This window comes from Sphingomonas lacunae (genome assembly GCF_012979535.1).
Lineage (GTDB): Bacteria > Pseudomonadota > Alphaproteobacteria > Sphingomonadales > Sphingomonadaceae > Sphingopyxis > Sphingopyxis lacunae.
On the sequence record NZ_CP053015.1, the window covers coordinates 2825767 to 2838463 of the forward strand.

Genomic DNA, 12697 nt, shown 5'->3' on the forward strand with positions numbered 1-12697 from the left:
CTGCGCAAAGAGGATAAGCCATGCCTATATCGGATACCAGCCTCTCTCAGCCCTTGAGTCGCAATATTTGACCACAATCAACCGACTTCTTTATGCAAAGCGGGACGGCGAATAGATCGTCGCATCGATCGTTGATATCCTGGGGTCAGGGTCCCTGGTCAAAAGCAAAGATGCAGCAAGTAACGCCGCTGACGGGGCGGTTTGAATGCCAAAACCGCCCTGCCCGGCGCACCAGAAGAAGCCCGGCATATCTGGCGCGAAACCCAGAACCGGCAAGCGGTCAGGAGCGAAGCTACGCAGACCTGCCCAACGACGCTCTACGGCGGCAATTGGCCAGTCCACGACCTGTTGGAACCGGTGAATCGCCAGCGCGATGTCATGCTCTTCGGCTGCAACATCATGTGGAAAGTCAGCTGTCTCATCATGGGGGCTGAGCCATATTCGGCCTACGCCCTCCCCTTTGAAGTAAAACTCTCCGCGTGCATCAATAACAAGAGGCAAGCTGGCAGGGGTCTCCCTGCCCAATCGCAGTTGGACCATTGTCCGTCGATAGGGCGTTATCCCCATAGGGGCGGCTCCGGCCAGCCCGGCGACTTGATCGGCCCATGCCCCGGCCGCATTGACGATGACTGAGGCGGTGAGTGACAATGAACCACTTTGCACTTGCCAGCGGCCATCGCTGCGCCGAACCGCACCGGTGAAAGGCGAGCGCGTCAGCAGCGTCGCTCCACGCCTGCGCGCCAGAGCGAGGTTGGCATGGTGAAGCGCTGCAACATCAATATCTTCGCATTGTGGCTGAGCCAGCGCCGAAGACCAGCCGGGCAACAAGCCGGGAAGCATGGTGGATAAACAAGCACCGGAAACCGGGTCCAGACTGACCGGCGTGCCCGCAAAATCAGCAACCATTGCATCCAGCAGGGCTTCATCTCCATTCCGGGCGATGATCAACCCGCCGCGAGGCCTCAGGAAACTATGGCCCCCCATCTCCTCACCCGGAGAACGGAGCATCGGACCGGCGGCGGTAGTCAATGGCTGAATGCCGGGACCACCATAGCTCTCGTCATAAAATGCCGCGGAACGCCCGGTCGCATGGCGGCCGGGCATGTCCTCTGCCTCTACCAGCACGGTCATCCGTTCCGCCGCCACTGCTGCGGCGAGCGACGCCCCGGCTATACCGGCGCCGACGATGAGCAGGTCAGTTTCCATCAGCGCCTCGGCGCCACCTGATCGAGAAAGGATGTGATCCGGGCCAGAGCATCGTCGCGAACATTGTCTGCTTCCCGCAGCAATTCATGCGCAGCTTCCTGTCCATATATGTGGAGAGTGCCTTTGGTCAGGCGCCTTGCTGTCTTCCGGATCGCCGATGCCGAAACAAGCGCGTCCTTAGACGCTGCCAATATCAGTACAGGTGTCACTATGGCTTCGATCTGGCCACTCTTGGCGAGGCCGATAAAGGAGGCATAGGCTTGTTCAACCCAACGCCAGCTTGCTGGGCCCAGCGCGAGGTCAGGCCTTTGAGACTTCCACCATAATTCGTCATCATATCGACTATCGTCATGCGTCAGCAATTTCTGGCGCAGCCGGAGCGGGCTGCCCGGCTTTTCACTGACACTCCATGCACCGCGTTCGGGATCCCCGATCTTGGTCATGGCCCGAGCGACCAGCAGACCCAACCAATTTGGATAGGGCGCCGTAAAACCAAGCATTGGTGCTACAAGTACGGCAGCGTCGGGCGCGATCCGGCCTTCGGCGAGAGTGCGAAGCGCCAGATGCCCGCCCATTGAGTGAGCAATCACCACATGAGGCGCCGGCGTGCGGGCCTGCCAGTCGGCGTAATGCCGGGCCAGATCATCGATCCACTGACCGAAATCATGGACATGACCAACACAGGGGTCATGAGCAAGACGACCTGAACCTCCCTGCCCGCGCCAGTCCAAGCTTTCAACTTGCCAGCCAGCCAGCCGCCAATCTTCGAAACTTTCCAGATATTTCTCGAAATGATCGCCCCGCCCCCCCAGAAACAGGATGGAACCCCGTGGGGTGCCCAAGGGAGGCGTCCAGCGGATTGTGCGCAACGGCCATCCGTCGGTCGCCTTGACCATGCAGGTATCAGCATCCTCAGGCACGTGACGGCGGAAGCCCGCAGGGGCCGGCCTCGCTACTTTGCTGGTCGGAAGATCAGTCATCCAGCCATGGTTACGGTTTTGAAAGGCATTTCGTCTAGTCCCCAGCGTCATGAATGGGGAACTCACCATATTTGTAGCACCCGCCCTTCTGGTCGGAATGCTGCTCACCGCCTGCTACACTGACCTCAAGAGCCGGACCATCCCGAACCTTTTGAACGTCGCAATCGCGCTGGTCGCTCCTCTTGTCTGGTGGACAATGGGGTGGGAGTTGTGGCCCGACATCGCTTGGCAGGTTGGTGTCGCCCTGGCATTGCTTGTCGCCTTCTTTGGCCTTTTTGCGTTGGGTCAGATGGGCGGCGGCGATGTAAAGATGATCGCGGCGCTCGCCCTTTCAATCGATGTCCGGCTCATCCTGCCAATGATGCTGGTGTTCTCGATTGCTGGCGGCGTCGTCGCTGGCGCCATGTTGATCCACCAGAAAATGCAAAAAATGGAGAAACCGCCAGAGGTTCCATACGGCCTCGCCATAGCCTTTGGCGGATTCTGGGCGATCTACCAACAGTATATTAACCATTTGCCGGTTATTCCGGCAGCTTGAAGACCATGTCCGGCACCCGCCGAACCAGGAGGCTTGAAACGTCATGGACGTGAAAAAGATCATGCTGATCGTTGGTGCGATGATTGTCGCACTCGGCGCTGCATTTGGCGTCAACCAGCTGATGCGCGGTTCTACCGGACCGGAAGCTCGAGCTGCCGCCACCCCGAAGATCGAAGGGCCGAAGGTCATGGTCGCAACGCGGGCACTGCCCGTCGGCACCATTTTGACCGCCGATGCGCTGCGCTTTCAGGCATGGCCAGAGGGTCTGGTGAAGCCGGATCAATATTATGTCGAGGGACAGGCTGGCATTGATGCCCTAGTCGGTTCGGTGGTGCGCGTGCCCATGACAGCAGGCGCCCCGATCACCAAGGGCGCGCTTGTCAATCCGGGTGATCGTGGTTTCCTTGCCGCCGCTCTTGGACCGGGCATGCGCGCCGTGACGGTTCCCCTGTCGCCTGATCAAGGCGTGGCCGGCTTTGTCTTTCCTGGCGATCGGGTCGATGTCTTGCTTACCCTCCAGATCGAAGGTGAAGGTGGCTCGGGCACGTCCAACAATCTGGCAACCACGGAAACCATCGTCCGCAACATGCGCGTTCTCGCGGTCGACCAGCGTACCGCGCCGACTGACGAAAATGGCAATTCCACGCCCACGGTCTTTGGCACTGTGACGCTGGAAGCCACACCGCAGATTGCCGAGAAGATTGCGGTTGCCCGCAGTGTTGGCACCTTGTCGCTGGCTCTGCGTTCTTTGGCAGAAAATGCGTCCGAACTTGAAGAGGCCATAGCCTCAGGTCAGGTTTCGGTGGCGCGCGACGGTGACAGCCGTGGTGAAGCCAGAATGCTGCGCGGAGCCTCAAGCCGGCCCGTTGACCGCGGCACAACCGCTGTAACCGGCGGGGATGTCTCGCGTTACCTGCGGCGCAGCCTGCCCCGCAGCAACCCCAATACCGCAGCTATGGCTCCATCGGCTCCGTCTGCTCCGGCAGCCGCGCCCAGCGCAGCGCCTTCCGAACCCGCCGCACCCGTCGGCCCGACCGTCCGGGTAGTCCGTGGTGACCAGGTAACCGTTGTCCCAGTTGGGGGTAGGTAAAATGACGAACGTCAAAATGATGCGACAGAAGCTGATGGCTGGCGCGCTGGTCGCAGGGATGATCCTGACCGGCACCATCACCACCCCGGCTTCGGCCCAGTCCAGCCGCAATCAGAGCCAGACGACGACCAACGCAGACCTGTTGCTGTCTGTCGGGCGCGGTCGCCTGATCACCCTCCCCACACCCATGAACGATGTGTTCGTTGCCAACCAGGAAGTTGCCGATGTGCAGGTCCGGTCGTCAACACAGCTCTATGTTTTCGGCAAAGCACCGGGCGAAACCAGCATCTATGCGACTGATGCCGCAGGACGGGTCGTCTACTCCGTTGTTGCCCGCGTCGGCAACAACATCGAAACAATTGACCAGATGCTGATGCTGGCCATGCCCGATGCCCAGATCAACGTGAATACAATGAACGGCTTCGTGCTGCTGACCGGAACGGTGGCTTCGCCTCAGGACGCCGCGGAAGCTGATCGTTTGGTCACCGCATTTGTCGGTGAAGGAACACGCGTCATTTCCCGTTTGCAGACGGCAACCCCGCTGCAGGTTAATCTGCAAGTGCGGATTGCGGAAGTGAACCGTTCACTTGTCCGGGAAATCGGTGGCAACCTGTTGTCGAGAGACAATTCCGGTGGCCAGTTCCTGTTCGGTGCGTTCCGCGGCCGGAACATCGGCAGCATTTCCGCGCCTGATCCGGTCACCGGAGGTGTCACAGTCACGACTTCCGCACTTATCGACAAGACCACACTGACTGCTGCTGGCCGACTGTTCGGTGTCGATTTGCTCGGTGCGCTCGACATGGGTGAGCGGACCGGGATGGTCGCGACTCTGGCGCAGCCAAACCTGACCACAGTGTCCGGGGAGACTGCAGACTTTCTTGCAGGTGGCGAGTTTCCGATCCCGGTTCCCAATCCGATGACCGGGAACATCACTATCGAATATCGCAAGTTCGGCGTCAGCTTGGCCTATACACCCACTGTCCTTTCCAACGGCCGGATCTCTTTGCGAGTCCGTCCGGAAGTATCGGAACTTTCGACAGAAGGTGCGATCCGCGTTAACGGCTTCGAGATTCCAGCCCTTAGCGTCCGCCGCACCGAGACCACCGTGGAGTTGGGTTCAGGCGAGAGCTTCATGATCGCCGGACTGATGAGCAACCGGTCGGTCAGCGCTGTCGATGCCACACCAGGTCTCGGTCAAATCCCGATCCTAGGCACGTTGTTCCGTTCGGACACGTTCCGCCGTGGTGACAGCGAACTGGTGATTGTTGTGACACCGTATCTCGTTCGACCAGTCAATGCCGACCAGATCGTTCTGCCGACCGATGGTTTCCGCAGCGCGACGGACATGCAGCGTGGCGTCATCGGCCAATCCATCGACGGCGAAAGCGGCGTGCGCCGTCCGATGCCCCAGATGGTCGTTGAAAGCGAGACTGCTGCTGAACCTGGCATGGCATCGGCACCCTCTGCAGCAACGACAGCCACCGCACCGACCAACGTTGCCCCACAGGCCAGTGCTGAACCGGAACGCCGTCGTCGCCGCTCGGATGCGGCTAGCAACGCCGCACCCGGCTTCAGCTTCAACCAGTGACTGTGCATTCAGGAGGATAAGTCATCATGCGTATCAGAATCCTCGCATCAGCCGTCGCCATGAGCGCTGCGCTGTCAGGCTGCATGGGCACCGGCCCCGGTAACACGGCAGCGGTCAACCGCGGTCTGGATTCGGTCCATCAACCCGTGGTCAGACTGGCTAGCTATGTCATCGACGCAGATGCAACTTCAGGCATGCTCCCGCCTTCGGAGATGCGCCGGGTGAACGACTGGCTCGATGCAATGGAAGCCGGTTATGGTGATCGGATTTCCGTCGATGAGAGCGCAGCCAGCAATGGCCGGGCTGCCCGCGACGCGGTGGCCATGCTGGTGGCGCGCAAGGGCTTGCTGTTGGCCGCTCATGCGCCTGTCACATCAGGTACCATCCAGCCGGGCTTTATCCGGATCGTGATCACCCGTTCAACCGCCAGTGTCCCCAGCTGTCCAGACTGGTCGACGCGGATGACCGCTAACAACCATAATGCGACCACCTCAAACTATGGATGCGCGACCAATGCCAACATCGCCGCAATGGTGGCGGATGCAAGCGACCTGGTCCGTGGCCAGAACTCGGGCGAGAATGATCCGCTGACCGCCTCAAAGGCGATCGAGAGCTATCGCAACAATCCGCCTACCGGAGCCGGGGGCCTTTCGAACATCAGCCCTAGCGGTGGTGGCAGCAGTGGAGGCGGCCAGTGAACGCACCTTTTCGACCCAGTTCGCCACATCAGCGCGAACCTTTTGCGGCCTATCTGTGCGACGATGACTCGGTGGACATGATCCGCCCGATTGCCAATGACATGGGATGGGCTGTCGACAAGGTCCACCGCGGAGGCCTTCGTAACGCTGTCCAGTCGCTCTCGATTACAGCTAGCCCGAGCATCCTGCTGGTGGACCTGTCAGAATCGAGCGACCCGATCAATGACATCAATGGCCTTGCCGAAGTTTGCGAACCAGGCACCGTGGTCATCGCCATGGGACAGGTGAACGACGTCCGTCTGTTCCGTGACCTGGTGGCCAGTGGCATCCATGATTATCTGTTGAAGCCGGTTTTCCCAGAACAGGTGCGCGACGTGCTGATGCACGCCCAGGCAATGCTGAACGCGCCGCGTTCCAACGAGCCCGCACAGAATATCAAGCACACGCTGACCGCTGTGGTTGGCACGCGGGGCGGCGTTGGTGCTTCGACGATCGCGACCTCTCTGGCGTGGCTCTTGAGCCAGCAGGGCAAGCGCAATTCGGCCCTGCTTGACCTTGATGTGCATTTTGGCACTGGCGCACTGGCGCTCGATCTGGAACCCGGCCGTGGCCTGATTGACGCGATCGACAACCCTGCCCGTATCGATGGCTTGTTCATCGAACGTGCAATGGTGCGGGCCAATGACAATCTGGCCATTTTGTCGGCGGAAGCACCGATCAACCAACCGCTGTTGAGCGACGGTGGAACATTTTTCCACCTTCGCGAAGAGATCAACGCTGCGTTTGAATCGACGGTCATCGACTTGCCGCGAAACATGATGATCGCCTACCCCCACATGCTGTCCGAAGTGCAGAATGTGGTCTTGGTGACCGAGCTCACTTTGGCATCCGCGCGTGATGCTATCCGGCTGCTGGCTGGCTTCAAGACAACCTGCCCCGGTGCAAGGGTTACTCTTGTGGCCAACAAGGTCCCCGCAAGCGGCAGCGAGATTTCCCGCAAGGATTTCGAAACGTCGATTGAGCACGCCGTTGACCTGGTCATCCCGCTGGACACAAAACTCGCTGTGAAGGCTGCGAAACTCGGCAAATGCCTTGCTGAAACGGCTCGGGGAACAAAATTGTCTTCGCCGCTTAGCAAGCTCGTCAACATAGTCCTCAGTGCGGAGGTCATGGACGATGAAGATATGCCGAGCACCGCGCCGATCAGCAAGGCGCCGGAAAAGTCAGCGTCACTTCTTGGCAAGCTGACTGACATCGGTTCGCTGATGCCAAAGAAGAAGGCCAAGGCCTGACGGTTGGAACCCGGCCGGCGCCGTGCGCGACCGGCCAGCCAGCCTCATGCCAGCAAGGAAAGCAGCTTCGTTCATGGATACCACCACGATCCTGATTGCACTCGCGTTTGCGACCGTCCTGGTGATGCTGGTCTTTGCCTTTGCCGGTCCCTCGCCTGCGGCCGCTCTTAAGCGTCGCCTGAATGCAATCACTGACCGTTATGTTCCCTCGAACGAGGCAGCGTTGGCTGCGCAAATGCGCAAGACAATCGCTGCACGATTGCCAACACAGGAACTGGGCCTCGGCAAGTTGTTGCCGAATCCGGAAAAGCTTGCGCTTCGGCTGCGGCAGACCGGTAACAAGTGGACGCTCAAAAACTATATGGCGATCAATGCCGGTATCGCTGTGGTTTTCGCTGGTCTGGTCATGACCCAGGGCATGCCTTTCTTGCTCGCCTTGCTGCTAGGCCTGATGGCGGGGTTTGGTATTCCGCACATGGTGATCAGCAAACTGATCAAGAAGCGCGTGGCCGACTTCAATGCCCGCTTTCCGGACGCGATTGACTTGCTGGTTCGCGGCCTGCGGTCAGGTTTGCCGATTGCGGAAACTCTCCAGGCTGTCAGCACTGAAATCCCCGGCCCGGTCGGTGTCGAATTCAAACAGGTGATCGAACGCGTTCGCATAGGCAAATCCATGGAAGCCGCATTGCAGGACAGCGCCGACACGCTTGGGACACCCGAGTTCCAGTTTTTCTGTATCACTTTGGCGATTCAGCGGGAAACGGGCGGCAACCTCGCTGAAACCCTTGCCAACCTCTCCGAAGTTTTGCGCAAACGCGCGCAAATGAAGCTGAAGATCAACGCCATGTCTTCCGAAGCGAAGGCCTCCGCGTGGATCGTGGGGTCATTGCCATTCCTCGTCTTCATCCTCGTCTATGTGATGAACCCGGATTATGTGGCGGCCTTCTTCCCTGGTTCCGACAAGTATGACGTTCGCGTCATGCTGACCGGCCTTGGTGGCCTCGGGTGGATGAGTATCGGCGTGTTCATCATGTCGCAGATGATCGACTTCGAAATCTGAGGAACGGCTAGATCATGGACACTACAGTTCCTCCCCAGCACTTTTCGCTCTTTGGCCTCGATGTGGTTTGGGCTGCCACATTCTTGGCTGCGGTTGGCGTGGTTGCCGTCATTGTAGCGATCTACAATGCAGCGACCGTACGCGATCCCATGGCGCGCCGCATCAAGTCACTGAATGAGCGCCGCGAGCAATTGAAGGCCGGGATTACCGCTTCAACGGCAAAGCGCCGGGCCAAGCTGGTCAAAAAGAACGTCACCACGAACCGCATCCGGGCACTTCTCTCGTCATTGCAGGTGCTGCAGGACAGCCAGCTGAAACAAGTTCAGCAGGCACTGGCCCAGGCAGGTATCCGGTCCAAGGATCTGGCGGTAACCGTCATTTTCGCCCGCATGGTGCTGCCCATCGTTGTGGGTGTGACGGCAGCGGTACTGATTTACGGGATCGACATGTGGCCTGACATGTCGGCGCTCAAGAAGTTCGCCAGCTTTGCCGGTCCTCTTATCCTTGCTTACAAAGCGCCAGATCTTTTGATCAACAACAAGAAGGCCAAGCGCACCGCCAACATTCGCAAGGGCTTGCCTGACGCGCTTGATCTGTTGGTGATCTGCGCCGAAGCTGGTCTGACGGTGGACGCCAGCTTTGCCCGCGTCAGCCGCGAGCTTGGCAAGGCCTATCCTGATCTTGGCGAGGAATTTGCCCTAACCTCGATCGAGTTGTCGTTCCTGACCGAACGCCGCCAGGCTTTGGAAAACCTTGCCTATCGCGTCGATCTCGACTCGGTGCGTGGTGTGGTGACCACGCTCATCCAGACCGAAAAATATGGTACGCCACTGGCCTCCGCTCTGCGCGTTCTGTCGGCTGAATTCCGCAACGAACGCATGATGCGCGCCGAGGAAAAGGCCGCACGATTGCCGGCCATCATGACCGTGCCGCTGATTGTGTTCATTCTGCCGGTGCTGTTCGTGGTTATCCTTGGGCCGGCTGCATGCAATATCAAGGACGCGCTGGTGAAATAAGCTAGGCGCTCGCCCTTGATCCAGACAGAAGGGGCGGCAAGGTTACCCTGCCGCCCCTTTGCTTTCCGGCTCGATCAACAGTTCAACCGCCCATCACCGCCTGCTCAATCACCCCAAAAATGGGATGGTGATGACCGTCTTCCATCCAGATGCGGACAGTGTCACCATGCTTGAGGAAGGGCGTCACAGGCGCACCGGCCCGGATGGTTTCAATAGTGCGCACCTCCGCCAGACAGCTGTAACCGACGCCGCCATCGGCCACCGGACGCCCGGGACCTCCGTCGGCGTCGCGGTTCGAGACCGTGCCTGAACCGATGATAGTACCGGCCACAAGACTGCGAGTCTTGGCAGCGTGCGCTATGAGCTGGCCAAAATCGAAGGTCATGTCGACGCCGGCGTCAGCGCGTCCCAGCGGCTTGCCGTTAAGGTCAACGCACAACGCCCCGTGCAATTTTCCACCGTCCCAGCGATCCCCCAGCGCGTCAGGCGTGACAAAGACCGGCGATATGGCGCTGGCGGGCTTGGACTGGAAAAAGCCGAAGCCCTTTGCCAACTCCCCCGGGATGAGGTTACGCAGGCTGACGTCGTTTGTCAGTCCAACAAGTCGGATGTAACCGCGCGCTTCGTCTGCCGTCACGCCCATTGGCACGTCGCCGGTGACGACGACGACTTCGGCCTCCATGTCACAGCCCCAGCTTTCATCAGCCAGAGGAATCGGATCCCTCGGGCCGAGAAATCCATCGCTGCCGCCCTGATACATCAAAGGATCGTGCCAAAAACTGTCCGGCATTTCAGCACCGCGTGCCTGACGGACGAGCGCCACATGATTCACATAAGCGCTACCATCAGCCCATTGATAGGCGCGGGGCAGAGGCGAAGCAGCCAGCCGCTCATGGAAACGCTGCATCGGGATGACTTCATGCGCCAGATCTGTCGCCAATGAGCGCAGCCGAGGTTCGCAATCCTCCCAATTATCAAGCGCCGCCTGCATGGTTGGGGCAATGTGCGTTGCATCGGCAAACCAGGCGAGATCATCCGAGACAACAACCAGGCGGCCGTCACGCCCCGACTTCAGCGATGCGAGTTTCATTGCCTCTCCTTCTCCTTCTCCGGATCCTGGTGCAGCCAGTCGGCGTGGCGCGGTGCCTTCTTGGTCTGGCTCCACTCCGCAAGCATCAACGGTGCCACCCGCCGCAATTCGGCATGCTGGTCCGCTGTACCGATATTGCAAGCCAATTCGAGCCGGTGGCCATTGGGATCGAAGAAATAGATGGACCGAAAAATGCCGTGATAGGTTGGGCCTAGCACCTCAATACCCTCGGCCTCGATATGCGCCTTGGCAGCAAGCAGCGTGTCCATATCCGCCACTTCAAAGGCAAGATGCTGGACCCAGGCCGGCGTGTTGGCATCGCGGCCCATATCGGGCTGATTGGGCAGCTCGAAAAAGGCCAGGACATTGCCGCCACCAGCGTCAAGGAAGATGTGCATATAGGGGTCATAAGCACCGGTCGACGGCACATGATCCTCGGCAAAGGCGGTCACATAGTCCATGCCGAGCACGCGCTGGTACCATTCCACCGTTTCCGCGGCGTCACGGCAGCGATAGGCGACATGGTGGATACGATTGAGCGCAAAGGGATGAGTCATCCGGCCGCTCCTTCTACCTCAAGCGCGCCGCGGCGCATCTGGTCCCGTTCCATCGATTTGAAAAGCGCGGTGAAATTGCCTTCCCCGAAACCTTCATCTTTCTTGCGCTGGATGAATTCAAAGAAGACAGGGCCGATCTGTGTTTCGGAGAAAATCTGGAGGAGCAGGCGGGGATCACCAGCTGCAGTCGACCCATCGAGAAGGATGCCGCGCTGCTGAAGATCGGCAACCGGTTCGCCGTGTCCGGGCAGGCGCTCTTCGAGCATTTCATAATAGGTGTCGGGCGGAGGGCTCATCATGGGGGTGCCCATGGCCTTGAGCCTGTCCCAGCACCCGATCAGATCATCACAGATAAAGGCGATGTGCTGAATGCCTTCACCATTATATTGGCGCAAGAACTCTTCGATCTGGCCGCCTCCAGCCTTGCCTTCCTCGTTAAGGGGAATGCGGATCTTGCCATCCGGAGCAGTCATCGCCTTACTGGTCAGGCCCGTATATTCGCCCTTGATGTCGAAATAGCGGATTTCCCGGAAGTTGAAGACACGCTCATAAAAGCGCGCCCAATGCTCCATGCGCCCGCCATACACATTGTGGGTCAAATGGTCGATCCGGAGCATGCCGGCGCCCACCGGGTTACGATCGACACCCGGCAAATAGTCAAAATCAATATCATAGATGCTGAGCGCGTCGGGGCTTTCGAGTGTGGCGTAACGGTCGGTGAAATAGATGATCGCACCCCCGATGCCGCGAATGGCGGGGAGCCGCAGTTCCATCGGGCCGGTCCGGGTTTCGACAGGCTCAGCGCCCCGTTCAAGCGCCAGCTTATAGGCCTCTGCCGCATTACGCACACGAAAGCCCATGCCACAGGCCGAGGGGCCATGTTCTGCGGCAAAATAGGCGGCAGGGCTGCGCGGCTCGTAATTGGCGATCAGGTTGATTTCACCCTGCCGCCAGAGATCGACGTCCTTTGAACGGTGACGGGCAATCCGACTGAAGCCCATGCGAGCAAATACGGCCTCAAGCTCACCCTTTTCCGGCGCGCAAAATTCGATGAAATCGAACCCGTCGAGCCCTAGCGGATTGTCGAACAGGTCGGTCATGGGAGAGTCCTCACATTAGTTGCAACTGCAACTATGTAGACTGATCGGCTGCCTCACGCAACCTGGCCAACAAGCTCGATAGCTGCGTCCGCTCATCGGGAGAAAGGCAAGCCAGCAATTCGCGCTCCATGGCAAGGGCTACTGGGGCAATCTCCTCATAAAGCGATTGTCCAGCATCAGTTAGCGCCAGCAGATGCGACCGGCCGTCACGCTCGCTGGCCGCGCGGGAGACAAGGCCCCTGTCGGTCAGGGCGGCGGAAGCGCGGCTGACCGTCACCTTGTCCATCCGAGTGGCATGCACCAGATCCCGCTGGGTCATCGCCGTCCCCTGCCCCAGCACGGCCATTAGCCGCCACTCCGGGATCTTGAGGCCGAACCGGACCTGATACTGGCGAGCGATCCTGTCCGAAACGGCATTGGAGGCAATTGACAGTTGATAGGGAAGAAAGGCGGAGAGGTTCAGTTGCTGGTTTGGCATCGCA

At 59.5% G+C, this 12697-nt stretch carries 13 protein-coding genes; 7 read left to right on the top strand and 6 right to left on the bottom strand.

Going from position 1 to position 12697, the window contains the following annotated elements:
* Window positions 1–90: 90 nt before the first annotated feature.
* Window positions 91–1206 (bottom strand): NAD(P)/FAD-dependent oxidoreductase, encoded by a 1116-nt coding sequence (locus tag GV829_RS13500; protein ID WP_169947474.1) that lies wholly within the window; start codon window positions 1204–1206, stop codon window positions 91–93.
* Entirely contained in the window at window positions 1206–2186 is a 981-nt protein-coding gene (locus GV829_RS13505; RefSeq protein ID WP_246202896.1) for an alpha/beta fold hydrolase, read from the bottom strand. Before GV829_RS13505 ends, GV829_RS13500 begins: the two co-directional genes overlap by 1 nt.
* 49 nt (window positions 2187–2235) lie before the next feature.
* Here GV829_RS13505 and GV829_RS13510 point away from each other — a divergent pair, with 49 nt between their 5' ends.
* From GV829_RS13510 to GV829_RS13540, 7 genes are all read left to right on the top strand, one after another.
* Window positions 2236–2724 carry an A24 family peptidase gene (locus GV829_RS13510; RefSeq protein ID WP_169947476.1) on the top strand — a complete coding sequence of 163 codons (489 nt, stop codon included), beginning with the start codon at window positions 2236–2238 and terminating at the stop codon, window positions 2722–2724.
* 43 nt (window positions 2725–2767) lie between these two features.
* Window positions 2768–3814: a Flp pilus assembly protein CpaB gene (cpaB, locus tag GV829_RS13515; RefSeq protein WP_169947478.1), complete on the top strand. Its 1047-nt coding sequence runs from the start codon at window positions 2768–2770 to the stop codon at window positions 3812–3814.
* A gap of 1 nt (window position 3815) precedes the next feature.
* Complete coding sequence (locus tag GV829_RS13520) at window positions 3816–5402, top strand: type II and III secretion system protein family protein (protein WP_246202897.1); 1587 nt, start codon at window positions 3816–3818, stop codon at window positions 5400–5402.
* A 26-nt stretch (window positions 5403–5428) separates the two neighbouring features.
* Complete coding sequence (locus GV829_RS13525) at window positions 5429–6100, top strand: CpaD family pilus assembly protein (protein WP_169947480.1); 672 nt, start codon at window positions 5429–5431, stop codon at window positions 6098–6100.
* Window positions 6097–7392 (top strand): CpaE/TadZ family protein, encoded by a 1296-nt coding sequence (locus GV829_RS13530; RefSeq protein WP_169947482.1) that lies wholly within the window; start codon window positions 6097–6099, stop codon window positions 7390–7392. Before GV829_RS13525 ends, GV829_RS13530 begins: the two co-directional genes overlap by 4 nt.
* A 73-nt stretch (window positions 7393–7465) precedes the next feature.
* A complete protein-coding gene (locus GV829_RS13535; protein ID WP_169947484.1) occupies window positions 7466–8452 on the top strand; it encodes a type II secretion system F family protein in 987 nt (328 codons plus the stop codon).
* 14 nt (window positions 8453–8466) lie between these two features.
* Window positions 8467–9468, top strand: a complete 1002-nt coding sequence (locus tag GV829_RS13540; protein ID WP_169947486.1) for a type II secretion system F family protein — start codon at window positions 8467–8469, stop codon at window positions 9466–9468.
* An 82-nt stretch (window positions 9469–9550) separates the two neighbouring features.
* On the opposite strand, the gene GV829_RS13545 is transcribed toward GV829_RS13540, so the two are convergent.
* Genes GV829_RS13545 through GV829_RS13560 form a run of 4 tightly spaced genes read right to left on the bottom strand, consistent with a single transcriptional unit; the run spans window position 9551 to window position 12693 of the window.
* A complete protein-coding gene (locus GV829_RS13545) occupies window positions 9551–10558 on the bottom strand; it encodes a fumarylacetoacetate hydrolase family protein (protein ID WP_169947488.1) in 1008 nt (335 codons plus the stop codon).
* Window positions 10555–11115, bottom strand: a complete 561-nt coding sequence (locus GV829_RS13550) for a VOC family protein (RefSeq protein WP_169947489.1) — start codon at window positions 11113–11115, stop codon at window positions 10555–10557. The genes GV829_RS13545 and GV829_RS13550 overlap by 4 nt, the downstream gene beginning before the upstream one ends.
* A complete protein-coding gene (gene hppD / locus GV829_RS13555) occupies window positions 11112–12215 on the bottom strand; it encodes a 4-hydroxyphenylpyruvate dioxygenase (protein WP_169947491.1) in 1104 nt (367 codons plus the stop codon). Before hppD ends, GV829_RS13550 begins: the two co-directional genes overlap by 4 nt.
* Window positions 12216–12246: 31 nt before the next feature.
* Window positions 12247–12693, bottom strand: coding sequence for a MarR family winged helix-turn-helix transcriptional regulator (locus tag GV829_RS13560; protein ID WP_169947493.1), 447 nt, complete (start codon window positions 12691–12693; stop codon window positions 12247–12249).
* Window positions 12694–12697: the final 4 nt, after the last annotated feature.

Excerpts from the sequence above, each read along its gene's own strand:
- cpaB (WP_169947478.1), top strand. The coding sequence starts at position 2,768 with ATGGACGTGAAAAAGATCATGCTGATCGTTGGTGCGATGATTGTCGCA.
- hppD (WP_169947491.1), bottom strand. The coding sequence starts at position 12,215 with ATGACCGACCTGTTCGACAATCCGCTAGGGCTCGACGGGTTCGATTTC.
- GV829_RS13500 (WP_169947474.1), bottom strand. The coding sequence starts at position 1,206 with ATGGAAACTGACCTGCTCATCGTCGGCGCCGGTATAGCCGGGGCGTCG.
- GV829_RS13535 (WP_169947484.1), top strand. The coding sequence starts at position 7,466 with ATGGATACCACCACGATCCTGATTGCACTCGCGTTTGCGACCGTCCTG.
- GV829_RS13525 (WP_169947480.1), top strand. The coding sequence starts at position 5,429 with ATGCGTATCAGAATCCTCGCATCAGCCGTCGCCATGAGCGCTGCGCTG.
- GV829_RS13510 (WP_169947476.1), top strand. The coding sequence starts at position 2,236 with ATGAATGGGGAACTCACCATATTTGTAGCACCCGCCCTTCTGGTCGGA.
- GV829_RS13520 (WP_246202897.1), top strand. The coding sequence starts at position 3,816 with ATGACGAACGTCAAAATGATGCGACAGAAGCTGATGGCTGGCGCGCTG.
- GV829_RS13540 (WP_169947486.1), top strand. The coding sequence starts at position 8,467 with ATGGACACTACAGTTCCTCCCCAGCACTTTTCGCTCTTTGGCCTCGAT.
- GV829_RS13505 (WP_246202896.1), bottom strand. The coding sequence starts at position 2,186 with ATGACTGATCTTCCGACCAGCAAAGTAGCGAGGCCGGCCCCTGCGGGC.
- GV829_RS13545 (WP_169947488.1), bottom strand. The coding sequence starts at position 10,558 with ATGAAACTCGCATCGCTGAAGTCGGGGCGTGACGGCCGCCTGGTTGTT.
- GV829_RS13560 (WP_169947493.1), bottom strand. The coding sequence starts at position 12,693 with ATGCCAAACCAGCAACTGAACCTCTCCGCCTTTCTTCCCTATCAACTG.
- GV829_RS13550 (WP_169947489.1), bottom strand. The coding sequence starts at position 11,115 with ATGACTCATCCCTTTGCGCTCAATCGTATCCACCATGTCGCCTATCGC.